Annotated in this window: 18 protein-coding genes; 14 read left to right on the plus strand and 4 right to left on the minus strand. The window is 36.6% G+C overall.

Annotation, left to right across the window (positions count from 1 at the left end; translation table 11 throughout):
* Positions 1–53: 53 nt before the first annotated feature.
* Positions 54–407 (minus strand): ISAon1 family transposase N-terminal region protein, encoded by a 354-nt coding sequence (locus WH223_RS03525; protein ID WP_340046147.1) that lies wholly within the window; start codon positions 405–407, stop codon positions 54–56.
* A 1,851-nt stretch (positions 408–2,258) separates the two neighbouring features.
* Between WH223_RS03525 and WH223_RS03535 the strand changes: the two genes are divergently transcribed.
* From WH223_RS03535 to WH223_RS03555, 5 genes are all read left to right on the plus strand, one after another.
* Positions 2,259–2,861 (plus strand): SMI1/KNR4 family protein, encoded by a 603-nt coding sequence (locus WH223_RS03535; RefSeq protein ID WP_340046148.1) that lies wholly within the window; start codon positions 2,259–2,261, stop codon positions 2,859–2,861.
* A gap of 121 nt (positions 2,862–2,982) precedes the next feature.
* On the plus strand, positions 2,983–3,543 hold the full coding sequence (locus WH223_RS03540) for a hypothetical protein (RefSeq protein WP_340046149.1): 561 nt from the start codon (positions 2,983–2,985) through the stop codon (positions 3,541–3,543).
* Positions 3,544–4,571: 1,028 nt separating this feature from the next.
* A complete protein-coding gene (locus tag WH223_RS03545; RefSeq protein ID WP_340046150.1) occupies positions 4,572–5,603 on the plus strand; it encodes a serine hydrolase domain-containing protein in 1,032 nt (343 codons plus the stop codon).
* 38 nt (positions 5,604–5,641) lie between these two features.
* Positions 5,642–6,421, plus strand: coding sequence for a tetratricopeptide repeat protein (locus WH223_RS03550; RefSeq protein WP_340046151.1), 780 nt, complete (start codon positions 5,642–5,644; stop codon positions 6,419–6,421).
* Positions 6,422–6,483: 62 nt separating this feature from the next.
* Positions 6,484–7,149: a hypothetical protein gene (locus tag WH223_RS03555; RefSeq protein WP_340046152.1), complete on the plus strand. Its 666-nt coding sequence runs from the start codon at positions 6,484–6,486 to the stop codon at positions 7,147–7,149.
* Positions 7,150–9,272: 2,123 nt separating this feature from the next.
* Here WH223_RS03555 and WH223_RS03560 read toward each other — a convergent pair.
* A complete protein-coding gene (locus WH223_RS03560; RefSeq protein WP_340046153.1) occupies positions 9,273–12,296 on the minus strand; it encodes a glycosyl hydrolase family 28-related protein in 3,024 nt (1,007 codons plus the stop codon).
* Positions 12,297–13,147: 851 nt separating this feature from the next.
* On the opposite strand from WH223_RS03560, the gene WH223_RS03565 reads away from it, so the two are divergent.
* From WH223_RS03565 to WH223_RS03605, 9 genes are all read left to right on the plus strand, one after another.
* Complete coding sequence (locus WH223_RS03565) at positions 13,148–14,140, plus strand: OmpA family protein (RefSeq protein WP_340046154.1); 993 nt, start codon at positions 13,148–13,150, stop codon at positions 14,138–14,140.
* 155 nt (positions 14,141–14,295) lie between these two features.
* Positions 14,296–14,880: a GNAT family N-acetyltransferase gene (locus WH223_RS03570; protein ID WP_340046155.1), complete on the plus strand. Its 585-nt coding sequence runs from the start codon at positions 14,296–14,298 to the stop codon at positions 14,878–14,880.
* 163 nt (positions 14,881–15,043) lie between these two features.
* A complete protein-coding gene (locus tag WH223_RS03575) occupies positions 15,044–15,970 on the plus strand; it encodes an AraC family transcriptional regulator (protein ID WP_340046156.1) in 927 nt (308 codons plus the stop codon).
* A 185-nt stretch (positions 15,971–16,155) separates the two neighbouring features.
* Positions 16,156–17,004 (plus strand): oxidoreductase, encoded by an 849-nt coding sequence (locus tag WH223_RS03580; RefSeq protein ID WP_340046157.1) that lies wholly within the window; start codon positions 16,156–16,158, stop codon positions 17,002–17,004.
* Positions 17,005–17,100: 96 nt separating this feature from the next.
* Positions 17,101–17,586, plus strand: coding sequence for a nuclear transport factor 2 family protein (locus WH223_RS03585; protein WP_340046158.1), 486 nt, complete (start codon positions 17,101–17,103; stop codon positions 17,584–17,586).
* 19 nt (positions 17,587–17,605) lie between these two features.
* Positions 17,606–18,460, plus strand: a complete 855-nt coding sequence (locus WH223_RS03590; protein ID WP_340046159.1) for an aldo/keto reductase — start codon at positions 17,606–17,608, stop codon at positions 18,458–18,460.
* A 292-nt stretch (positions 18,461–18,752) separates the two neighbouring features.
* Positions 18,753–19,547: a Hachiman antiphage defense system protein HamA gene (locus WH223_RS03595; RefSeq protein WP_340046160.1), complete on the plus strand. Its 795-nt coding sequence runs from the start codon at positions 18,753–18,755 to the stop codon at positions 19,545–19,547.
* A gap of 2 nt (positions 19,548–19,549) precedes the next feature.
* Positions 19,550–22,030: a DEAD/DEAH box helicase gene (locus WH223_RS03600; RefSeq protein WP_340046161.1), complete on the plus strand. Its 2,481-nt coding sequence runs from the start codon at positions 19,550–19,552 to the stop codon at positions 22,028–22,030.
* A 404-nt stretch (positions 22,031–22,434) separates the two neighbouring features.
* Positions 22,435–23,187 carry a hypothetical protein gene (locus WH223_RS03605; protein ID WP_340046162.1) on the plus strand — a complete coding sequence of 251 codons (753 nt, stop codon included), beginning with the start codon at positions 22,435–22,437 and terminating at the stop codon, positions 23,185–23,187.
* Between the two features lie 25 nt (positions 23,188–23,212).
* On the opposite strand, the gene WH223_RS03610 is transcribed toward WH223_RS03605, so the two are convergent.
* Complete coding sequence (locus tag WH223_RS03610; protein WP_340046163.1) at positions 23,213–23,662, minus strand: hypothetical protein; 450 nt, start codon at positions 23,660–23,662, stop codon at positions 23,213–23,215.
* Positions 23,663–23,876: 214 nt separating this feature from the next.
* Positions 23,877–24,083, minus strand: a complete 207-nt coding sequence (locus WH223_RS03615) for a helix-turn-helix domain-containing protein (protein WP_340046164.1) — start codon at positions 24,081–24,083, stop codon at positions 23,877–23,879.
* Positions 24,084–25,195 lie beyond the last annotated feature (1,112 nt).

Genomic DNA, 25,195 nt, shown 5'->3' on the forward strand with positions numbered 1-25,195 from the left:
GTTTTCCATCTAACTGGAAGAAAAGACCTAATAGATGAGCACTAATGGGATAATTATCCAAATATCCCCTTTAAAAAAAGCCCGAACTCTGTAGTCATTCGAGCCCCTTCACGCACCAAGTTCCAATCTCTAGTAATGATTTTCCCATCAGCTAGAACTGTCCAACGTCGGCGTTTAATATGAAGTGTAACTTTCTGAGTGCGAATAGGAAAATCCTTAATTTCAGCGGATGGCATAAAACCTTTTGATTCTAATTTAGCATTTTCATAACCTGAAGGGGCTATGTTCTTTTCATCGAGATAAATATGAAGTTCGTTGTCTTTTGAGACAACATCCATGATATCAAAATATTCTAATAGCCCTTCGGGCATCAATAAAGTCAGAAGTTTACGTTCGGCGTCTTGCAAAGTATATCTATTTAAAACGCTAAACTAACAATAATTAAATTTACCCCCCAAGAATTCCGTATGATCCGAATTCTTGGGGGGGATCTTTTTTTAAGCATACAATTTCATTACGCGGTATAAGAAGAACTTCGTGTCTCTAACACCCCTGAATATTGCTCTGAAAGCTTTCAGCTTAGAATTAACAGACTCCGAGTAGCGTTTGCAAACGCTACTCGGAGTCTGTTAATTAATTATAGCGCTTGTCCTTAGCCAGGACTTGGCTTCACACTTTTCCTTGATGAAAAGTGTGGCAAAAATCAAGGCTGGCATATGCTGCTATCTACGCTTGTAAATTCCGGAACTAAACTAAACTCGCTACGCTCAGACAGAGTTTTGTTCTTGCCGAATTTTCTACGCTACGATTTACGCCGCAGATGCCTAGGCCTTCCTTTGACTTTCTACCTCCTTTCGCCTGGTGTAGAGTCCATCCCAAGTTGTCATGCTGAGCGTGTCGAAGCATCGTATTAGAACGGTTTATTTTCACAATTTATCGTCTTTGTTTGCAACGCTGATTGGAGTCTGTTTCTTAATTATAGTGCTTGTCCTTAGCCAGGACTTGGCTTCACACTTTTCCTTGATGAAAAGTGTGGCAAAAATCAAGGCTGGCATATGCTGCTATCTACGCTTGTAAGTTCCGGAACAAAACTAAACTCGCTACGCTCAGACAGCGTTTTGTTCTTGCGTAATTTTCTACGCTACGATTTACGCCGCAGACGCCTAGGCCTTCCTTTGACTTTCTGAAAGAATGTATAAAAGAGGCTTTTTTATTTTGCTATGCTGTCCTTCTACAGGCTCAGGATAACATATCGGAATATTGTTTAGAAATATTCCTTGAAATCTCTGTTTATATGCGACCCCTCTGAGGTCGGTTTTATAAATGTTCTATTTTCTATAAATATGTTACCCCTCCGGGGTAATGATTGGCATCTATTTCTTGTTTTTTAGATAGGGGTTTTAAAGGGATTCAATCCGGAGGATTGATATATTTATAGCCTAGTTTAAATGATGGTACGACCCTGGAAGGGTCGAATAGTATTATCGTCCATGTTTGCAACGAGGGTGTTGGAGAGTAGCGTTTGCAACGCTGATTAAGGTCTTTTTGTTAATTATAGCGCTTGTCCTTAGCCAGGACTTAGCTTCACACTTTTCCTTGATGAAAAGTGTAGCAAAAATCAAGGCTGGCATATGCTGCTATCTACACTTGTAAATTCCGGAACAAAACTAAACTCGCTATGCTCAGACAGAGTTTTGTTCTTGCGGAATTTTCTGCGCTACGATTTACGCCGCAGATGCCTAGGCCTTCTTTTGACTTTCTGTCGGTTTTATAAATGTTCTATTTTTAATTTGTCATGCTATCCTTCGACAGGCTCAGGATGACAGGTCGAAGTATTGTGTTCGAAAATCTCATTTGCACGGTCTATCGTCCTTGCTTGCAAACGCTACTCGGAGTCTGTTAATTAATTATAGCGCTTGTCCTTAGCCAGGACTTGGCTTCACACTTTTCCTTGATGAAAAGTGTGGCAAAAATCAAGGCTGGCATATGCTGCTATCTACGCTTGTAAATTCCGGAACTAAACTAAACTCGCTACGCTCAGACAGAGTTTTGTTCTTGCCGAATTTTCTACGCTACGATTTACGCCGCAGATGCCTAGGCCTTCTTTTGACTTTCTGTCGGTTTTATAAATGTTATATTTTCTATAAATATGTTTATTAGTTTTGCTAAACATGTTGTTGTTAGGAATCCGCTATTTGCTATTAATGGCTCGGCGAAAAGCATCAACCAACCACAAGCAAACTACAATTAAAAAGACAATGGAAATTGTAAAAAAATATTTATCAGGACTTGAAAAAGCGTATTTTGATAATGGCGCTAAAGAAACCTGGGAACATTTTGAAAAAATAAAACACGGCGCAACAAGGGAAGACATTGAAGAGATTAAATCTTTGTATCCAGAAGTTCCCAATTCGTTTATAAGTCTGCTTGAATTTGTAGACGGAACATATTGGAGGGAATATAAAGGAGAAGAAATTATATTATATTTTCTTGGCTCTGATGTTGAAGAGTATCCATATTATCTATTATCCTCAAGAGAAATTGTAGAAAATCAGAACCTAGCAATTAAATGTTACTCAGACTATATAGAGAGAAAATATGAGAAAGTTCATATAGACGAAAAAATCACAGATCAGCCATACTCACTAAAATGGCTTCATTTTTCTGACTGTATGAATAATGGTGGTACGTCGCAATTATTTATAGATTTCAGTCCTTCTGAAAAAGGGACAAAAGGTCAAATAGTAAGGTTTCTACACGACCCTGACGAATTTAGTGTAATTGCTGACAGTTTTGAGGAATATCTAAAAAAACTAATTGACAACGAGTATGACTTTATTAATGAAGATATTTTGGAATAAATTGAGAAATGTCGACCACTAGCACAGGGGTGGGGTGTTAGGCGGGATTTTTAATAATAAATTGAAACTTTGTTCTTCGAAACCCGCCTTCGGCAATATCCAAACCGTTATGTGACACCTTATGAAAACTGATACCACTAAAATGAAGCAACTATTAATTCTATTATTGATTTTGACAATAATATCTTGTAAAAACAAAACTCAAGATACAGTTTCAACGACTTCAAAGTCCACAGACACATTAAAGGTGGAACCTTTACAGAATAACCAAAAATCAAATTCTAAAAACAAAATTGGAATCGATTTTGAAAAAAATAAAGTCTTGCTTGACATTATTTTGCTTTTACCTGATAGTGCTTTTTTAAGTTGGAAATGGAAACTTGAAGATAGAATAAAATGGTATAATGAAATAAAAGCTAACAATTACTATACAGACGAAAATCCTAATTTTTTTAATCAGAAATATTTTGAACCTAATAAAGCAGGCTTCACGATTGTTGACGGTTTTTGGTCAATAAACATTTACAAGACTGCTGAGAATTCATACATTGTTATTACCGATGACATTGTTGGAGATGGAAATTCACTAAATTTTTACGAGGTAAAATCGAATGTGATAAAAAAGTATTTAGACGAAAAAACAATCTTTGCAAACTTCAGAGAGCAGTTGAAGAAAAAATAAAATGTTGAAAATTGCGATGAGAAATTTGAAGAAATGAACGACCCAATTTTCGAGTTTGACTTCACACGTAAGAATAATGTTGAAATTGAAAGTTCCTGGTATTTAACAAAAGAAAATTATGAAAACTGCCTAATTGGAAATGCAATCCTTTACAATTTTAACCCGAGAACAAAGAAATTTGAAATAGAAAAAATATATTGGAAACCAAAAGCGAAGGAATAAAAGCTTCACATAACAAAGGTTTTGCTTCAGGTGGGCTGAAGTGCAAAATTCAACGGTAGTTTTTCAATTGAACTTTAGAAATAGTTTCGGCTTTTGTACTTCGATTTCCTATCCGAACAGAAAGCTCCAAGATGTTATTCGGAATTGTTTGAGTTCTTAATCTCCTGACGTTTTCTATTTCTTGTTTTTTAGGTAGGACTTTCTTAAGGGATGCAATTCGGAGGATTGACATATGTATAGCCAAGTTTAAATGTAGGTATGACCCTGGATGGGTCGAATATTATTATCGTCCTTGTTTGCTACGAGGATGCTGGAGGGGAGCGTTTTCAACGCTGATTGAGGTCTTCTTGTTAATTATAGCGCGTGTCCTTAGCCAGGACTTGGCTTCACACTTTTCCTTGATAAAAAGTGTGGCAAAAATCAAGGCTGGCATATGCTGCTATCTACGCTTGTAAATTCCGGAACAAAACTAAACTCGCTACGCTCAAACAGAGTTTTGTTCTTGCCGAATTTTCTACGTTACGATTTACGCCGCAGATGCCTAGGCCTTCTTTTGACTTTCTGAAGGAATGCATAAAGGGTTCTTTTTTTATTTGTAACTCTGAGCTTGTCGAAGGATTAGTTTTATCATTCTCTTTTGCAACGCTGATTGAGGCTTGTTATTGCGATATAGAGTTCGTCTGTAATGCTGGATTAGGATAGCGACAAGTTCTTCAGTTTAGCAAAGCTGATTTTTTGTATTATAGTTTCGTAAAGACAATGGTTAACGGTAATTTTAGCACAGCGCACGAGCGTATCGAATAACAATGAAATACATCATATTACTTCTTTTTATTAATCTAAGTTTTGTAGCTTCTGGGCAACAAAATAAAATTGCCATAGAAATTGATAGCTTAATTTCGGCTAAAACAACAGAACCCTTTAATGGCGTAATTTTATTCGCTGAAAATGGAATAACAAAATATTCTAAAAGCGTTGGCTATTCGGATATTGAGAAAAAGGAGCCCTTGAAGCTATATGACCAATTTGTAGTTGGTTCCATTAGTAAGCAATTTACAGCGGTATTGGTACTACGCGAATTTGATAAGGGAAACATAGACTTATTTGTGCCAATTCGTAAATACTTACCTGAATTAACTCAAAGTTGGGCTGATACAGTAACAGTTCATCATTTGTTGACACATATGCATGGTATTTCTCAACTGGATAAGCCAACTTCTTTTAAGGTAGGAACTCAATATGCCTATTCGCAAATTGGTTATGATTTGCTCGCTAAAATCATTGAAAGAATCTCAGGAAAACCTTTTGTAGAACTTTCTGAAAATTTGTTTAGAGATTGTGGTATGGACAATACTTTTCATCCTGGTAGCAAGAAATATAATCATCTAGTCAAAGGTTATGCGGAAAACGAAAATGGAGAAATAGTATATGAAACGGAAACATTTCAAAACTATGTTGCTGCAGGTTCTTTCATCTCAACAGTGGATGATTTAAATGTTTGGAATAGATTGTTTTATAGTGGGAAGCTCTTGAGAGCAAAAACTATGAAATTATTAAAGACTAAACAAAAAGGTGCTGTGCGTAATCACCCTGTGTTTGGTGATACGTATTATGGGTATGGGATAACAGTTGACACGAAGGATAATATTATTCAGTATGGACAGACGGGCTTTGCGCCAGGTTTTGTTTCAATGAGTTTTTATTTTCCAAAAAATAAAACGAGTATAATTGTTCTTGAAAACATTGCATATGATACAGACGATTTGAAAAAGACATTTTATTACCACACTGAAATTTTGGAAATTATAAGAAACGAAATAAAAAGGGCCGCTAACTAGATATTGCTAAGACTATTATGTCACAATTTAAAACGATAATGAAACAACAATTATTAATTATATTATTTATCCTAGTTCGGTTAACGACTTTTGGACAAACTGCTGAAGATCTTAATGATCAATCGAAAAAACTTTTACAGGCAGGAGAGATTGAAAAAGCTGTTCCTCTTCTCAAACAAGCTGCAGAAAAGGGAAGTGCAGAAGCTCAATATAACTTAGGATATTGCTATCAATCTGGAATTGTGGTTGAAAAGGACAATATAAAAGCTGTTGAGTGGTATTTGAAATCTGCCGATCAAGGATTTAATGATGGGCTCTACCAAATGATGATGGTATATGGAAATGGTGATGGCGTTGAACGAAATGCTGAAAAAGCATTTTCATACGCTCTTCAATGTGCTGAAAATAGTGACGAAACGTGTATGTGGAACGTTATCCAATGCTACTATCAAGGAATGGGAGTTAAAAAAGATGTGGACAAAATGTTTGTATGGGCAACACGACTTGGAAAACTTGAAAATCCTGAGAATTTAGCAAAAAGTGGTTACATAACTTCGACAAGATTACAACTTGCTTATATGTATCGAGATGGAAAAGATATTCCACAAGATTATTTCAATAGTTATCTGTGGTTCTTAATTTATAATGAGTTTAAAGTGGACTTTTCAGTTTCAGTACAAGAAGGAATCATTGAGGAAATTAAAGAATTAGAGACTAAGTTAACAAAGGAGCAAAAAGTAAATGGTGAAAAGGAAGCTGAGAGCTTATTAGGACGACCTTTGAAAAATATTAAAAACCTATATAAAGCTGATATATAAAAACGGTAAACAGAATTAATCGCTAATAAGTAGCTGGTTAGTTATACTTATGAAGATACACAATGAAAAAACTACTGACAGGTTTATTGATGATTTTGACAACAGCTGCTTTTGGACAAGCTGAACGAAAGAAAAATCCAATGGACTTTTTACCAAAAGGGTTTGTCGTTTATGAAAGAATAAATGGCGACTTGAATAAAGACGGAATGGAAGATTGTGTTCTTATCATAAAAGGAACCAACAAAAATCAAATTGTTACGGACGAGTATCGTGGAGAATTGGACCGTAACCGTAGAGGAATTATTGTTCTTTTCAATAAAAATGGGCATTACGAATTAGCCGTGAAGAACTACGATTGTTTTTCTTCTGAGAATGAAGATGGTGGTGTTTATTTTGCGCCGGAACTATCAGTTGCCATTGAAAAGGGTAATTTATACGTTAGTTACGGACATGGAAGATATGGATATTGGCAGTATACGTTCAGATTTCAAAATTCAGATTTTGAGTTAATAGGATATGATCAAAGTGACAATCGTGGACCTGTTATTCAACGTGAAACGAGCATTAACTTTTTAAGTAAAAAGAAGCAAGAAAAAGTGAATACTAATGAAGATGCTGAGAGTGGGGATGAGGTATTCAAAGAGACTTGGAAAAACATACTTGTAGATAAACGTATTAAACTGTCTTTAGTGAAGGATTTTGATGAACTTGATATGAGTGTTTATTAATAAAAAAATAGTTGCTGGCAAGGAGGAGGGGTGCGATGTTAATCCATGAAATTCAAATTTTGCATATTGTTTTTTCTGCAATGCTGAATGGAGCCTGTTTGTTAATTATAGTGCGTGTCCTTAGCCAGGACTTGGCTTCACGCTTTTCCTTGATAAAAAGTTTACAAAAATCAAGGCTGGCATATGCTGCTATCTACGCTTGTAAATTCCGGAACAAAACTAAACTCGCTACGCTCAGACAGAGTTTTGTTCTTGTGGAATTTTCTGCGCTACGATTTACGCCGCAGATGCCTAGGCCTTCTTTTGACTTTCTATCGGTTTTATAAATGTTCTGTTTTTAATTTGCCATGCTATCCTTCGATAGGCTCAGGATGACAGGTCGAAGTATTGTGTTCGAAAATCTCATTTGCACGGTCTATCGTCCTTGTTTGCAACGAGGATGTTAGAGAATAGCGTTTACAACGCTGATTGAGGTCTTCTTGTTAATTATAGCGCGTGTCCTTAGCCAGGACGTGGCTTCACACTTTTTCTTGATAAAAAGTGTAGCAAAAATCAAGGCTGGCATATGCTGCTATCTACGCTTGTAAATTCCGGAACAAAACTAAACTCGCTACGCTCAGACAGAGTTTTGCTCTTGCGGAATTTTCTACGCTACGATTTACGCCGCAGATGCCTAGGCCCTCTTTTGACTTTCTATCGGTTTTACAAATGTTCTGTTTTTAATTTGTCATGCTATCCTTCGACAGGCTCAGGATGACAGGTCGAAGCGTTGTGTTAGAAAATCTCATTTGCACGGTCTATCGTCCTTGTTTGCAACGAGGATGTTAGAGAATAGCGTTTTCAACGCTGATTGAGGTCTTCTTGTTAATTATAGGGCGTGTCCTTAGCCAGGACTTGGCTTCACACTTTTCCTTGATGAAAAGTGTGGCAAGAATTAAGGCTGGCATATGCTGCTATCTACGCTTGTAAATTCCGGAACAAAACTAAACTCGCTACGCTCAAACAGAGTTTTGCTCTTGCGGAATTTTCTACGCTACGATTTACGCCGCAGATGCCTAGGCCTTCTTTTGACTTTCTGTCGGTTTTACAAATGTTCTGTTTTTAATTTGTCATGCTATCCTTCGACAGGCTCAGGATGACAGGTCGAAGCGTTGTGTTAGAAAATCTCATTTGCACGGTCTATCGTCCTTGTTTGCAACGAGGATGTTGGAGGGTAGCGTTTTCAACGCTGATTGAGGTCTTCTTGTTAATTATAGGGCGTGTCCTTAGCCAGGACTTGGCTTCACCCTTTTCCTTGATGAAAAGTGTGGCAAAAATCAAGGCTGGCATATGCTGCTATCTACGCTTGTAAATTCCGGAACAAAACTAAACTCGCTACGCTCAGACAGAGTTTTGTTCTTGCGGAATTTTCTACGCTACGATTTACGCCGCAGATGCCTAGGCCTTTTTTTGACTTTCTGTCGGTTTTATAAATGTTCTGTTTTTAATTTGTCATGCTATCCTTCGACAGGCTCAGGATGACAGGTCGAAGTATTGTGTTAGAAAATCTTATTTGCACGGTCTATCGTCCTTGTTTGCAACGAGGATGTTAGAGAGTAGCGTTTTCAACGCTGATTGAGGTCTTCTTGTTAATTATAGGGCGTGTCCTTAGCCAGGACTTGGCTTCACCCTTTTCCTTGATGAAAAGTGTGGCAAAAATCAAGGCTGGCATATGCTGCTATCTACGCTTGTAAATTCCGGAACAAAACTAAACTCGCTACGCTCAGACAGAGTTTTGTTCTTGCGGAATTTTCTACGCTACGATTTACGCCGCAGATGCCTAGGCCCTCTTTTGACTTTCTATCGGTTTTACAAATGTTCTATTTCCTAGAAATATGTTACCCCTCCGGGGTAATGATTAGCATCTATTTCTTGTCTTTTAGATAGGGTTTTTAAAGGATTCAATCCGGAGGATTGATATATTTATAGCCTAGTTTAAATGTAGGTACGACCCTGGAAGGGTCGAATATTATTATCGTTCTTGTTTGCAACGAGGATGCTGGAGTATAGTTTTTGTAAGGTAAATCAGCGAGATGAATCTCACTGATTTACGATGTCAATTGACTTTACAATCTCTTGTAAGTCTATTTAACTTTTACACTAAAGAATTTAGAACGACCTGTGATAAATAACGTATTTCCATCGGTACCACCAAACTGAATCGAAGAAGGACGTTCAGGGACGTCGATAATGCCTATTTCTTTTCCATCTTTATCGAATATATAAATCTGTCCATCTGCTACATAAAGGTTGCCCTCTTTGTCGATAGCTGATCCAAATTCACCCCATTCTACAAAATATTTCAAGTTGGAAAGCGTGCCATCTGCCGCCACATCCATCCGTACCATACGCTTATCATATTCATCCGAAGCATAGAAAGGTTTCCCCGGATAGGCTTCTAGTAAAGAGGAGCCTCTAGCCAAATCATATTGATCGGGAATAATTGTTTTTCCGTCGGGGGCGATAAAGCAAAGTTCCGGTTTAAAGGTAACTACCGTATTGAAGTCGTGAAAATCTCGCCATCTATTAGATGGGTAAAGTGCTTTATGTACATTTTTTAGTGAACCCATAGGTACTTTTTCTAGCAATCTTATTGTTTCTTCCGGACGATCCGGGTGAATGGCATAGACGCGTGTCTCGAAAGAAGCATTGCCATATCCTGCAAAGGAGGTTCCTTTGGTATCGGGGTAAATCATCGGTTTTTCTTGCACGCCATTTACCATATATCCTGGTTGCGCAGCATACCTGAAAACGACTAATAAATTGTCTTCTGTATCTACGCCCAACGACATGGGCTCCCAAGGGAGGTCTGTAACCAACGATAAAGTCTGCTTAGCGACATCCCATTTGTAGATTCGTCGCATACGCTGTTCCGAGAAATAAATGTTTCCTTTGCTATCGCGCGTGATGCCTTCGGCAAACTCAAAACCTGACGCCAATTGCTCGACCTTACCAATAGCATTTGTAAGAGGTACACGACGTTGCTCGTCGCCAGTGATGACTAAGCGTTGGAATTCCCATGGTCTAACTTCAATAACTTTATTGATGTCATAGACAGGTACATCGGTCGTGTATTTAATCTGTGAATAGTTGTGCACGTTGAGCAACTCGATATTCTTAGCATTCCATACGCGTATAGAGTTATGGTAGGGCTGATTGATACGAATCACTCTGAACATATATAAATTTGCAAAAGTCATGTCGCTACAGTTGTCAAGCTCGATAGGTTGCGCTTCGGTGCCTTCACGACTTTCTTCTTCTAGCTGGAAAGCATATACTTTCCAATTTGAAACATTCTTAAAGCGCGCTTCATTTCTCACGTGATGTTCTAAAGACATTGCATAAATGCGCCCCGGAGTTGAAGTATTGCTTACGTAGAGGCCACTGGTGGCATAAGTGCTAGCTGTCCATACATCTTTTATCGTTCCTCCTCCATTGTTCGTCACCCAGAAGCTCCAGTGTTGGTTGTCCCAAGCATGGTCTTTCCCTGAAGCGGCTACAGGATTGTTTGGCGAGCTAATGCGCTGCGGCTGATTCCAGTTATCGTGCTGTGTCGACCCTGGTGCATTTGGATTAGGCTTTGCCATGCCACCATGCCCACCCACGAACTTCACATCGTTCACATAGGAGTTCGCGCCTGCCATCCATTTCAAACCGACTGCTCTGTAGTTATATCCTCCTGTGTTAATACCAATACCGTTGAAGATGTCCGAACCGCCTTCAGAAGATTCAATCATCGCCTTAGGGGCACCAAAGCCACTGAATGCTGGTGCGCTCTCCTCTAATCTGAATTGTGTTCCAAAAGGATGTAAACCAATTAATTTGGTGCCAGGTCTCATTTTAATTGTTTCGGTAATACGGTACCAGCCTTGTGGTACATAGATGACATCATATTTATTAATAGCATCTTGAAATGCTTGTGTATCATCTGTGATATCATCTCCTTTAGCTCCAAGATCTCTGATATTTACCCATTTTTCCATGCTAGGGAGCGGGGGGATGTCGGTTGCCAGTACGGGAGGTAGCATCTGAATGGGCTCCACATTAGTAACCGTACGGTATTTCGGTCTTGCCGACATATCGTCCAATTGGAGACCATGTGCGAAATCTTTGATTTTATAGATTTTATGCGCTATAGTGACCTTTTCGGTATTTGACCGATAATTTACTAAGGTAGGCACATTGGAGCAATCTACATTTCTAAAGGTGATCTGGTTGTTGCTATTATCTTTGTTACTTATCAATACCACAGGTCCACTTACATTTTCAAAACGGCTGTTCTCTACGAAAAGACGATCGCTGTAGTTATCATCGATATCAAACACTACAGGTACGTTTTTCACCTGTAGATTGACCATAGCAAGTCCGGACTCTTGACAACGTAATGCTGCTTTACGTTGACCTTCAAAATAAGCATCTACCATCATCACCTGCCATCCAGGCGAAGCTTTGGTGGTATATATTCCGTAGTCGCCACCATAGAAAGCGACATTTTCAATCTCATTGCCCACATCAAATAAACCAGCTTTACCTTTTCCAATTTGAATGCTTATATGGTTTACAAAACTATGTTGTGCATAGTGTGTACGTAAGGCTACAGCATGTGGATTACCATCTTCTATGTGTAGGTTAATATTAGACATGGCGCTATAAAAGGTACTTGCTCCGGCATCTCTAATAGGCTGCCCTTCTTCTACTAAAGCTCCTGTAAACCAAAACATGTAATTAGCTTTTCCTTTATCGTTAGGCACTTCTTTATCAAATCCGGGAGAATTCTTGCCTAGTATAATTTCGGGACGATTTTTTCCGTAGCCAATAAGCCTGATTGCTGTTGGAATATAGATTGTTTTGCTGATTTTATACTTTCCTTCGGGAATAAAGAGAATACCGAAATTTTTTTCTTTTTTAAGCTTGTTAATAGCTTCCTGAAGCACATCGGAGACGTCTGTTTTACCATCGGCGACTACCTTGAAATGGTCTGGTGTGAAATAAAAGGCCTCGGGGTCGTTGGGTCGCTGGGTGTATACTGATCTAAGGTCATAGGCCTGCAGCTTTGTCGTGATAAAACAGCAAACAAAAAAGAGGAGTACCGTAATGTTTTTTTTCATAGTAATCTTTCAAGAATATGATTTATAGTGAATTAAAATTGGTGTAAGTAGGTAGCATAGTTTGGGGCTAGATCTGAAAAATACAGACGCTTCCCTATACGTTAGTTTTACTAAACGAATATGATTTGTACGCATGAAAAGGTTTAAGACTTGGTTTAAGTTTAAACAATAATACAAAAAAAATAGAATTTATTTGAGCAAATAGTTGATAATGAGTGTAAAAGTGTCTTTACAAAATAAAGGCTTTTTAAGGTGGGCAATTCGGAGGATTGATATATTTATAGTCTAGTTTAAATGTAGGTGCGACCCTGGAAGGGTCGAATATTATTATCGTCCTCGTTTGCACGGTCTAACGTCCTCGTTTGCAACGAGGATGTTGGAGGGTAGCGTTTGCAACGCTGATTGAGGTCTTCTTGTTAATTATAGGTCGTGTCCTTAGCCAGGACTTGGCTTTAAACTTTTTCTTAATAAAAAGTTTACAAAAATCAAGGCTGGCATACGCTGCTATCTACGCTTGTAAATTCCGGAACAAAACTAAACTCGCTACGCTCAGACAGAGTTTTGTTCTTGGGGAATTTTCTACGCTACGATTTACGCCGCAGATGCCGAGGCCTTCTTTTGACTTTCTGAAAGAATGTATAAAGGGTTCTTTTTTTTAAGGATTATTCTCATAGTTTATGTAGTTCTCTTATTTTTTCATGCTGTCCTTCGACTGGCTCAGGATGACAAGTTGAAGGACCTTGCTAGAAAGTATCCAAAGCTGAACCTATGAAATTCAGGTCGGTTAGGATTTGTTTTTCGGATATTTAATCTGATATTTAGGGGTATAAACATAAACCAAGTCTAATAGAATGAAAAAAGTAGCTCTTTTGCTATCATTAGGAGCGATTACGCTCTCTTGTAGTCAGGCACCGAAACAAAACCAAGATAGCACAGTAGCTGATACTGCTGCCGTTAAGGACGATAAATCTGAAGTAGCAACAACTTTTAACATCGCTGATATCCCATTGTCGACGGCTGATTTGGGTGATTTTCCATTTTTCACCTTGCCCGCAGGATTGGAGGAGCAGAATAAACCCTTGCAAAAGAAGTTTGATGTTTGCTTTTTCCCTATTAATGGTGTGATGACTCCATTTGAAGGTAAGGTGTATAAGACAAATGTTACTGCGAAGTCGGGTGAGGAGTTCTCGCAGCGCTTTTTTGAAAAAAGCTTAGAAGACTATTTGACGTCTAAAGGTGCTGTTAAAGTGTATGAAGGCGAAATTACCCAAGAGGAATACGATAAGTATAGTAAGAAAGACGCCAACAAGGGAGCAGAAGGTGATATTGGGTATACCGGCGAACAGATTAAATTTTATGTTATCCGTTCTAAAGATAAAGGAAATATATACGTTCAGTTTTCTGCTAACAATGCGAGTGGGAAGCTTAATGTGGTGCAAGAGGAGGCATTTCAGCAAACGATAACGAAGGTTACCGCAGATGATATTACCAAAGACCTAACGGAAAAGGGTAAATCTATTTTATACATTAACTTTGATACGGATAAATCTAGTATTTCTGCGGATGGAAAAGGTATTGTAAACGAAATTGCGGCAGCGTTAAAGAAAAATACAACTTTGAAAATCGCAATTGAAGGGCATACTGATAATACAGGTGAAGCTGCGCACAACAAAAAGCTATCCGATGACCGTGCTAAGGCCGTATTAAGCGTGTTGACCAGTGATGGAATCGATAAAACACGATTGTCGGCAACAGGTTTCGGAGCTGAACGACCATTGGTCGCCAACGATTCGGAGTCTAACAAAGCCAAGAACCGTAGGGTAGAGTTGGTGAAGATAAAGTAGAATAAAGCTCGTTTGTATAACAAACGAGCTTTATTTTTTTACAGTTCATGGCGGTGTTTGCAAAACAAATAGCCGACAAGGTTAGTTGATTTAAAAATTGCATATATCACTAACAAGGTCGATATTCATTATCAAATAAATTTCCAAACGATAAAATGAAAAAGTGGTTTCAAGAAATAGTATTAGAAACAGCGCATGTTAAACTTATCCCTATAAAGGAGGAGCATAAAGATGATCTTATCGTCGCTTCTTTGGATGGTAACTTAGCGGAATTGTGGTATACTTCTGTCCCAACTGTAGATACGATTACGGCGTATATTTCCAAAGCGCTAAAGGATTTTGAAGAAGATAAAGGCTTAGCATTTGTCGTGATCGACAAAAAGACAAATCGCATTATTGGGACCACACGCTATACCAATGCAACAGCAGAACACCGTAGATTGGAAATAGGCTATACCTGGTATGCACAAAGCTATCAAAAGACCCATATCAATTCTGAATGCAAACTATTGTTGCTGACGCACGCATTTGAAGCGTTGAAGGCAATAGCGGTAGAACTAAGAACAAACTGGTACAATTTTCCATCGCGTAATGCCATTGCAAGGCTTGGTGCTAAGCAAGATGGTGTGTTGAGAAATCACCAAATTCTGGATGATGGCTCGTTTAGGGACACCGTCGTTTTTTACATTATAGAAAGCGAATGGAAGGCCTGCAAGCGTGCATTGCACTATAAAATTTAACAAATTCATAAAAGAATTTGACACATTGTTTTCTAGGTTTTTTAAGGAGGTATGGCTTCGTGCCGATGGAATCATAATAGTTGATATTCATAATAAAAACTTTGAATTTCATACCTGTGTACTGCTGGGATAAGGTTAATTTTAATGTTTAAAATAATGGAATATGGCACAGACCTTAGATATAAAAATCATTGAGCAGCTTCGTGATATCAAGGATCTTACTCCGGTAAGCCGAGAGTATTTTGAAGATTGGAATATTCGGGTTTTCAATAGGGAGGAATATGCCTGCAAAAACTACCTTTCGCCGAATAGGCGTGATTTCTATAAAATACTGTTTATCACCAAAGGGATAGGACTTTTTACGATGGGAGCCAATACCTATTATATAGAAGAGCCTACGATTCTTTTTATACATCCCAATGAGATAATCTCTTGGAGAAACCTTTCTGATGAGTCTGCTGGCTACTATTGTCTATTTAAAAAACGCTATATAGAGCAGTTTCCTTCGCTAAAGTCTATACTCGAGCGATACCCATTATTTAATGATTCGCAAAAAAGTATAGTACGGTTAAACACATCGTCGACGGACGTTATTGATGAACTTTTCACGAAGATGCACCAGGAGTCGCTTGGCACGGGAGACTATCGCGAAGATAGCCTGCAAGCCTATATACAATTGATTGTGGTAGAGACGATGAAGGCTGCCGACTTTCCAAAACCAGCGGTAATCAATGATGAATTGCGACACGTTTATCACTTTTTTCAGTTACTGGAAGAAGAAGCTGCGCATATCAACTACAATACCCCTTTACGTATAAAAACAGCTAAGGAGTTTGCTGCAGCATTGGCTATACATCCCAATTATTTGAATGCCGTTTTAAAGAAACATACCGGCCAAAATGTGAGTACCCATATCCGCAGTAGAATTTTGGAGGAGAGCAAAACGTTATTGGTGCAAACGGATTGGCCTTTGCAAGAAATAGGCTTTGCTATTGGCTTTGCCGATCAGCCGAATTTTAATCAGTTCTTTAAAAAGAATACCGGTGTGAGTCCTAATGAATTTAGGAAGTCTTTTAAAAACAAGGACTAAAGATTCTCTTTGCGAGGAAATTGTAATCCCCTATTTACTTTTATAAGGTGGTTACTGGATTTTTTTGTGTGAATAATTTTTTAGTTGAGGGCATCTTTGAAATTCATAAAAACTCCTTTGAATGCCATACCTTATCCCGTCCTGAATCGAGCGAAATTTGTAGTATAAAAATTAAGAAAATTATTATGACGACTACACATAAAACATGGTTCATTACGGGAGCCTCTCGAGGTTTCGGATTTGAAATTACAAAAGCAGCCTTAGCAAAAGGCGACAATGTTATAGCAACCGTTCGTAAAGGAAAAGAACAAATAGCCGCACAACTGGAAAGCGAAAATTTGTTGGTGGTAGAAATGGACGTTACCAATCCAGAATCTGTGGATAGCGCTGTTGCGGAAGGCTTAGCTCATTTTGGACAGATCGATGTCTTGGTTAACAATGCTGGCTACGGTTTATTGAGCGCTGTAGAGGAAGGTAGCGCTACCGAGATTCGTCAGATGTATGAAACAAATGTCTTTGGTCTTTTAAATGTGGTGAGAGCAGTATTGCCTCATTTTCGGGAGCAACGTTCGGGGCATGTTATCAACCTATCTTCCGTTGGTGGCTTGACAGCTTCTGCCGGATGGGGACTATATTGTTCGACCAAGTTTGCTGTCGAAGGGATAACCGAGGCTATGGCCAAAGAACTCGCGCCACTTGGAATTTATGCGACGGCTGTTGAACCTGGTTATTTCCGCACCAACTTCCTCGATGGATCATCCCTCAGCACAGCGAAAAATATTATAGCGGACTATGCCGAAACTTCCGGACAGATGCGTGATTTCGCACCTGAAGTAAGCTATAAACAACCTGGCGACCCTGCAAAGCTGGCCCTAGCGATTGTGAAACTAGCAAATGCCGAGCAACCTCCGGTACATCTATTATTAGGGAATGATACGCTAAAGGCCTATCGTTTAAAAGCAGCTTCCTTAGAAATCGATATAGAAGAATGGTTGGATGTGACGACAGGGACCAATCACGACGATGTGGTATAGCTTGTTGTAGCGAAATCAACAAGCTCTAAAAGAAAGCTTCAATCATAGCAACGACAACAAATACGTAAAATAGCTGTTAATTCTTAAAAGCAAACAATGAAAAAACGACAAGTATCCATGCTGCTATTCTTTTTTGTGTTGGCCTTTGCTGGGCAACTAAAAGCGCAGGATAGGGGTGTAATGGAAAATTATAAAGCCAAAGTAGCGCAGAGTTTCGACAACTGGGTGCAGCGCACGGGAAGTCCTTTTGATTTGTTGGCGGACGATGTGGTCTGGACCATTACAGGATCATCGGCGCAAGCAAAGACCTATACTAGCAAGCAACAATTAATAAGCGAGGTGTTAGACCCTTTGAATGCACGTTTATCCAAGCGGATTACACCGGAGGTGAAAGGTATTTATGCGGATGGCGACATGGTGATTGTGCTGTGGCGCAGCAAAGCCGAAACCAACGCTGGTAAACCATACAACGGCGATTACGCTTGGTTTATGCATTTCGAAAAGGGTAAGGTGACCCAAGTGACGGCCTTTCTAGACAATCAAAAATTCGCAGAAGCCATGGCGCTTTCTGAACATAAATAGATAATTAAAATTTAAAATAATGAGCAATAACAATAATATTTCCCTTACCTACAAACTAGGTGGAGCAATTGAAATCAACAGATTAGGTTACGGTGGTATGCAGCTGACAGGCGCTGGCGTATGGGGCGATGCTCCCGACAGAGACCTTGCGGTGCGTGTTTTGCAATCTGCAGTAGAAAGTGGCGTTAACTTTTTTGATACCGCAGATTCTTATGGTCCACATACCAACGAAGTGCTTTTTCACGATGCTTTAAAAGCACACTATGATAAAATCGTCATTGCTACAAAAGGTGGTTTGGAGCGTAGCGGACCTAACCAGTGGCATCCCAATGGTAAACCTGAGTATATAGCATCGACTATTGAAGGCAATCTAAAAAGATTGCAGGTGGAGCAGATTCAGCTGTGGCAGCTACACCGTGTAGATCCGAATGTGCCGGTAGAAGAAACGTTGGCACCGGTTATCGATGCTGTTAAAAACGGTAAAATAAAATATGTAGGCCTTTCGGAAGTCGATGTGAAAACCATCGAGCGCGTGCGCAAAATTATGCCTATCGTTTCGGTACAGAATATGTACAACTTGGCTGAGCGTTCTTGGGAATCGGTGCTTGACTATACCGAGCAAAATGATATCGCTTTTATTCCTTGGTATCCACTGGCCTCTGGACCACAAAAAATGCAAGATAAATTGCAAGTGATTGCTGCAAAATACAATGCAACGACGGCACAAATTGCATTAGCGTGGCTATTGAAGCGTGCTTCGAATATTTTGTTGATTCCTGGCACTAAGTCGCTCGGACACTTACAAGAAAACATGGCTGCGGTTCAGTTTCAACTTACAGATGAGGAATTTGAGTCGCTTTCAAAAGCTTTTTAAGGCAATAATATAAGTATAGGAAAAGGGGATTTTTTAAATCCCCTTTTTTATTTGATGCCGTATTGGGAAATTATTTATCTATACGGGTTCCCGTAATATTTTCTGGAAGATAAATAAGATTTTAGTGAATGTAAGGTGGTATTTATAAAAATCGGTATTTAAAAGTTAGTAACGTTTGGATTGTCATACCGAATTAAGGAGGCTAATTTAAGATAAAAACTTTTAAGCTGTTCTTCATAAAGCCCTGAAACATCATCTGTAATGATAAACAAACTTATCCTATAAATTCAAGATGCCAATAGAAGGAGTAAAACAAATTGACAAATTTAATTGCACTTTATATATTATTGAAACCCTTTCTGAAGAATTTAAACAGATAATTAGGGGGCAATTACAGGGAATATGGAGTGGTTTTGCTATGGCAGATTCTTTGCCTGAATTCTTCTCTTATACAAATACTTTGGAATCCTTTTTGGAAAGATACAATACTAAATCTGACAACACAAAAAAAGGTATGATTGGAGAGCTTTTAGCTCATATTTTATTAAATCATAGTGATAATAATCTAACTTCTTTATCAATTTTAAAAAACAAAGAAGAGAAAAGTATTAAGAAGGGATTTGATATAATTTATTGTGAAATTGATAATGATAAATTATGGTATTCGGAAGTTAAATCTGGAAAAAGTGAAACCGGAAGAGAGGATTCAAATACTTATAATGAAATACTTTTAAAAAGAGCAAAGAAAGGAATTTCTGAAATGATTAATGAACGAAGAAATTCTTTATGGGAAAGTGCATTAATTGATGTTGATTTAATGATAAAAGAAGGTGACGGCAAACTCAATTTAAAAAAAATCCTTTCTAAGGATTCTCCTGTTTTAAAAACGGAGCATAAAAAGAACGTAATTCTAATTTCAAGTTTGTATCATAATATTTGTGATTGTATAAATGAGAATAATCAAGTTGTTTTTCATGATAATACCAAGTTAGAAGGTGTTTTTAATGATATTAAAGTTATCTCAATTCAAAAAAATACTTTTGAAGCAGTCGGTGATTTTTTGTCAAATGAAGCGTTATTATCTTAAACATGGATATAAAAGAAATAACACTGAAAGAATTTAGAAAATATCAAAATTCTACTTTTTTCAATAACGCCTATGTGAAATTACAATTAGGTAAGAAATTATCTGATGAAGAAATAGTTAATCTGCTTTCTACCGCTATATTTTTTTCAAATTGGGGAGATATTGACCTACAAAAACTAGGCTATAAAATTATTGTTTCATATTCCAATAAATATTCAGATTATAAACCTTTGTATGATTTTGCAATCAACAAAGGCTATATTCCAGTGTCAAAATTTATTGAAAATAAACATTCAAACAATAGGGAGTTTGAAGAGCATTTTTTTGGATTATTTTTTTCTTCATTTAAGGAGAATTTCAAAGAAAAAAACTATTACATATCTAATGGTCAAAAGAAATTAATTGAATTTTCATCAAATAATGATTCTAATATTGTATTAGTTGCTCCGACTTCATACGGTAAATCTGAAATTATTATAAATAAAATTTTTAGTAACCTCGATAAGAAAATATGTGTTATTGTTCCAAGTAAGGCTTTATTATCCCAAACAAAAAAAAGATTGTTAGATAGTTCAGTTAATAATGAACTATCTAGAATAATAACTCATCCTGAAATGTACACAGGTAATGAAGAGAAATTTGTTTCAGTATTGACTCAAGAAAGATTATTAAGGTTATTGCAAAAAAATGAATCATTAACATTTGATTTAGTGCTAGTTGATGAGGCTCATAACCTATTTGGGGATAAAAAAAATGATGGGAGGTCAATTTTATTGGCTCAAACAATTATCATTTTAAAGACTCGAAATGATAATGTTAAATTTAATTTTTTTTCGCCGTTTATCTCGAACCCTGAAAATTTGAAAGTTAAGCAATCAAATTACGAAATATCCTCAAGCGGAACGGATGAATTTATTAAAACAGAAAAATATTTTATTTGTGATGTTTATAAATCTGAGGGGGAACTTTTACTATATGAACAGTTTACCAATTCATTAATAAAAACTGATAAAATATTTAGAAACGAAATTGAAATACTAAGCTCGGAAAAGGCTGCGAAAAATATTGTTTATTTAAACAGACCCAAGCATATTGAAAATTTTTCTCAGAAATTGAGCAATAGTTTTTCAGAAATAAATAATGATATTGATGAAATAATTACAGCGATTTCGGACTTTTTGCACCCTGAATATGATTTATTAAAGTGTATTAAAAAGGGGGTTGTTTATCATCATGGCGGTATGCCTGAACTTGTTAGATTTTATGTTGAAAATATATTTTCTAAATATAATTTTTTAAATTTTGTAATCACAAGTTCTACTTTATTGGAAGGTGTAAATATCCCTGCTGAAAAAATATTTCTATTATCCACAAAAAAGGGAAGATCAAACTTATCTATATCACAATTTAAGAACTTAATAGGACGAATAAATCGTTTTAGTGAAATATTTAATAAAGAAAACGGAAATCTCGAACTTTTAGAACCTCATATTTATGTCATCAAAAGTGAGTATGAAAATAAAAGGGCCAATATTGAAACATTTATTAAGAAAAAAGCAAGAACAGAGTTAAAAATAGAAGATGAAGTAAATAATCTATTATTAAAAAATGAAGAGCAACTTAATGAAGCTGATAGAAAAGAGTTAAAAAAAACTTTAGAATATCTAGAAAATATAGAACCGAATTCAACTGATTTGGTAGATGTTACTTATGTCGTATCTCATATAGCAAAATTGTGTTATCAGAACAACATTAATGATTTCGATATAAAAGCTAATGAAGATATTTTAATCGAAAATCTTAAACATTATCGAAAACAATTGTTCACAATAATTAAAGATTGCAATGAATTGATGTATGCAATATACATTATATTTTTAAAGGATATTGATATATATGGAGACAGCATTAGACGTTTACAAAATGCATCTGCAAGAAATTTCTATTCTATGATTCTAGAATGGAGGAGCTCAAGTGCTTCGTTCAAAGAAATGATAGGGAGCTTTATGAAGTATTGGTCAACATTATCAGGGGAAAGCCTTTTAGTTTATATAGGAGATAAGTGGGGGGAAGAAAAAAGAAACTTAAATGATATTAAAGAACTATATGTCGATTTGAGAAAAAAAAATAATTCTCAAAAAATTAATCTTGCAATATTAAAAATAAAAGAAGAACAAGATTTTGTTGAGTTTAATCTATTAAAATATGTTGAAATAATAAATGAACTCCATTTAATAGACTCTGACTTTTATGATAAAATTAAGTATGGCACTTCAGATAAACGATTGATTGCATTATTGAAAAATGGATTTTCATTAGAGCTTTCAAAATGTGTGATACAGGAAAATTATAGAGGTTTAGTTGAAATAAACTCCCGCACGGAGGAGGTTGTTATAAAAGCTGACATAATTGAGAAAATGAAATTAAATAATGAGAATAAAATTCTAATTTTAGAAATAAAGTTTCATATTAATCATCGATAAAAATAGCTATTGTTAAGAGTCGCTTGTCCAGGTGCTTTTCTTAGTACTAATTAAAAAATTATTAATTGTGATTTTTTAAAACACTTTTAATTCTCAAGTGTCCAAAGCAGGTTTCAAATAGGTATCCTTTTTTGAATCCGTTAGCCTTTTCAAGTAATATTAGTTCAGAAGCAGAAATAACTACGGTAGGTTTTGTAAGAATCTCCTTAAGTCTTTCAATGTCAATATTTGTCAAGTAAGAGTTTTCCTTAAGGGAGAAATAATCTTTTGATATTAGAAATAGGAAGTCTTCTAAAGTAGTTTTTTATATAAACTATTTATTCTATAATTGATCAAATAATTAAGCTTAAAGTTGATATAAATACAATGTGCATAATACCTACTTACCAAGCCTCTGAAACATTATGAAAACAAAAAAAATACAAATGGAATCATATTTATTCGAAGAAGCAGGGCAGCAATTTCGGGCAATTCCGTTTTATGAGCTTTCTAACGATGAATGGGTGGTTTATGAAAAGGGAGAACCAAAGTATTATCTTGACTTCAATAGTCGAGAAAAGCCATTAATAAAAGACCTTAATGCCAAACTTGAAAGCGGAGAAACGTTAGAAGGTGCTGTCTGGAAGCTAGGTCATTTTTTAGGTCGTGAGTGGACTACTAAGCATAATATTACAGCGAAAGAAATTCATAATAGTGTACAATTAGAAAGTGTTGAACTTCTAGTGTTGGAAGAACTCGCAGCGTTATTTATGGATTTAACCTTTGTCGCGACAGATGTTATTGACCAAGAGGCATTTTTAAATGATGAAAGACTGTACGATGTTTATCTGTCAGATTATACGGCGATACAGTCTGCCTACATTGATAATCAAGATAATCTTATGCTGCTTTTGAGTTTCATTTTTACTATAGAAATGAATTTGATGGAAGTAGCCTCATCTGTTGAGAGAACTGTTTACGACTTAACTACATATATAGATAAGTGCATTTCTATTGAGACGCTTGATAACGGATATAAGAGCTGGCTTAAAAAAAGTGGTCGAGAAAATACTATGGATGAATACGGAAATTTACTCGGAATTGTCAGCTACCTACAACATAGTAGAAATAAGAAACACATACTATTAATAGCAGATAGAAGGAAGCATTGGCTTTAACAAAGAAGAGGTATTTTTAATCCCTTTATTTCAATACTTTTTTAATTTTCAAGTGTCCAAAGCTGGCTTCAAATAGGCTTCCTTTTTTGAGTCCTTTAGCCTTTTCAAGTAATATTAGTTCAGAAGCAGAAATAACTACGGTAGGTTTTGTAAGAATCTCCTTAAGTCTTTCAATGTCAATATCTGTCAAGTAGGATATTTCTTCAAGAGAGATATAATCTTTTGGTGTCGGAAATAGGATATTTTCTAACGTAGTTTTTTGAATCGTAAAATCTTTAGGAGGTTTGTTAGGAAGTTTAAGGTTTGGAAAGATAAAATCAATTGAGTCGGCAATATTATCAGAGTACAAATGGGTTATAATAAAAAGCCTTTCCGCAGACAGAATCGTTACAAAATTGCTAAGTTTCGAAACAATAGATTTCGCTATTCCAGTACTAGCGTAGAAATCGATACTTGTATCTTTTTTAGAAATCAAGTACTCCTTTAGTTTATGCTTAGGCTCAATTCTTTTACTCCTTTTTTGAGACATAGTGTTTCTAAATATTTTTTATTTTGAATTATTGTAAACTTTAACTATCTTTAGTACAGCTTAATAATTAGCTGTTTAGAAAATCAGTTCCAAGACGAATCCCTTCCATAAAGACACTTCCTAAATTCATAGCGATTTAATTTTACGAGAGCACAAATAGTTACTTCCAAGAAGTAGGGTGTAGCAGGTCTCTAATATCGATTTGAAAATGTTCTGCTATTTTATAGAGTTTGTGTACATCCGGTTGTTGCTTGTTGTGTACCCATCTGGAAACTGTTGATTCAGATACATTCAATAATTCAGCAATACGACGGTTGTAGGTCCCTTTTTCGGTGAACACTTCTTCGAGTCTGTTTATTTTAATCATAAATAAAGTGTTAAAAGTTTGATTTTTAAGAGCAAACTTTTTATATTCGTGTTATTCGTTTACATTCAATGTTTTAACGGTTACTTTTTTAAGGACGCATCACCTTCATATAAAGACGCTACCCATTGCCCAATCGCCCTTAACATAAAAAACAAAGATTATGCGCAGCATTTTTTAATAGTTCGTTACACATTCAAGGTTATTTCAGGGAGGAAGCCTTTAAGGCTACATTCCAAAAATTGAGCACGTTTGTTTCGTTGGTCATGGGTATATATACTTTTGATTTACTATGTTCAATTTGCCCGATATAGCCATATTTACAGCAGGGACTTGAGCATTTTTTTTCTTTTTACAAGTTGCCTTGTTGTGTGTAAACTTGATGGGATGTGTATTATAATTTTCGAATGCAGATTTCATTTACATAAAGAATGAAGTTTGCTCGTTATTACTCATTTTATTCGTTACCTTTAAAATAGATTGACATGCAATAGTTTAGACTATTCTCTTTTTCAAAGACACACTCCCATTTCCTAAAGACTCCACACATTACCCCATCGCCCCTAACATAAAAAATAAAGACTATGCGTAGCATACATTACGCGAAGCGGAGGGCTAGATCAATTCGCTTAGTATTGACGGATAAAATCCGTAGTAAATTATTTAACTAAAAAACAGACGGCAAAAGGCATTCCCGCGAGGGATATACCTTTATTAAGCAAGGAGCTCCTGCCATCCATGGATTAATCCGAGGAACGAAAAGCAACTTGATTATGTCGTCTGTGGCCGGCCTTTTATGTAAAAAAAAGGCAAGCTTATTATAGGGAGAACGTATTCTCACCAGATTAGCATCTTAAAAGTACGTTTCCTTTCTATAGTAAACAAGCATCTTATGCTTAAAATTTGCATGTAGAGGTCGGCTTTATGTTTAAGAATCAATTTATTAAACCAAGCAAGTGTAAACAGGATCTACAGTATTATCTGATTGTGTTCCATTATACAAGCTTAAAAGCACACGATTATGCAAAAAAAGCGTAACAGGGATTCCTATGTCCCTCGGGGAGGTCGTTTCTCCAGCCACGGTAGTAGCCTTTGCGGGCTCGGCGATGTCCAAT

It is taken from the genome of Sphingobacterium sp. MYb382 (assembly GCF_037572665.1).
Lineage (GTDB): Bacteria > Bacteroidota > Bacteroidia > Sphingobacteriales > Sphingobacteriaceae > Sphingobacterium.

What these genes read in the sequence shown, in the direction of transcription:
- WH223_RS03560 (WP_340046153.1), bottom strand. Translation starts at nt 12,296, where the DNA reads ATGAAAAAAAACATTACGGTACTCCTCTTTTTTGTTTGCTGTTTTATC.
- WH223_RS03550 (WP_340046151.1), top strand. Translation starts at nt 5,642, where the DNA reads ATGAAACAACAATTATTAATTATATTATTTATCCTAGTTCGGTTAACG.
- WH223_RS03590 (WP_340046159.1), top strand. Translation starts at nt 17,606, where the DNA reads ATGAGCAATAACAATAATATTTCCCTTACCTACAAACTAGGTGGAGCA.
- WH223_RS03535 (WP_340046148.1), top strand. Translation starts at nt 2,259, where the DNA reads ATGGAAATTGTAAAAAAATATTTATCAGGACTTGAAAAAGCGTATTTT.
- WH223_RS03585 (WP_340046158.1), top strand. Translation starts at nt 17,101, where the DNA reads ATGAAAAAACGACAAGTATCCATGCTGCTATTCTTTTTTGTGTTGGCC.
- WH223_RS03570 (WP_340046155.1), top strand. Translation starts at nt 14,296, where the DNA reads ATGAAAAAGTGGTTTCAAGAAATAGTATTAGAAACAGCGCATGTTAAA.
- WH223_RS03595 (WP_340046160.1), top strand. Translation starts at nt 18,753, where the DNA reads ATGCCAATAGAAGGAGTAAAACAAATTGACAAATTTAATTGCACTTTA.
- WH223_RS03600 (WP_340046161.1), top strand. Translation starts at nt 19,550, where the DNA reads ATGGATATAAAAGAAATAACACTGAAAGAATTTAGAAAATATCAAAAT.
- WH223_RS03580 (WP_340046157.1), top strand. Translation starts at nt 16,156, where the DNA reads ATGACGACTACACATAAAACATGGTTCATTACGGGAGCCTCTCGAGGT.
- WH223_RS03605 (WP_340046162.1), top strand. Translation starts at nt 22,435, where the DNA reads ATGAAAACAAAAAAAATACAAATGGAATCATATTTATTCGAAGAAGCA.
- WH223_RS03540 (WP_340046149.1), top strand. Translation starts at nt 2,983, where the DNA reads ATGAAAACTGATACCACTAAAATGAAGCAACTATTAATTCTATTATTG.
- WH223_RS03575 (WP_340046156.1), top strand. Translation starts at nt 15,044, where the DNA reads ATGGCACAGACCTTAGATATAAAAATCATTGAGCAGCTTCGTGATATC.
- WH223_RS03565 (WP_340046154.1), top strand. Translation starts at nt 13,148, where the DNA reads ATGAAAAAAGTAGCTCTTTTGCTATCATTAGGAGCGATTACGCTCTCT.
- WH223_RS03615 (WP_340046164.1), bottom strand. Translation starts at nt 24,083, where the DNA reads ATGATTAAAATAAACAGACTCGAAGAAGTGTTCACCGAAAAAGGGACC.
- WH223_RS03545 (WP_340046150.1), top strand. Translation starts at nt 4,572, where the DNA reads ATGAAATACATCATATTACTTCTTTTTATTAATCTAAGTTTTGTAGCT.
- WH223_RS03555 (WP_340046152.1), top strand. Translation starts at nt 6,484, where the DNA reads ATGAAAAAACTACTGACAGGTTTATTGATGATTTTGACAACAGCTGCT.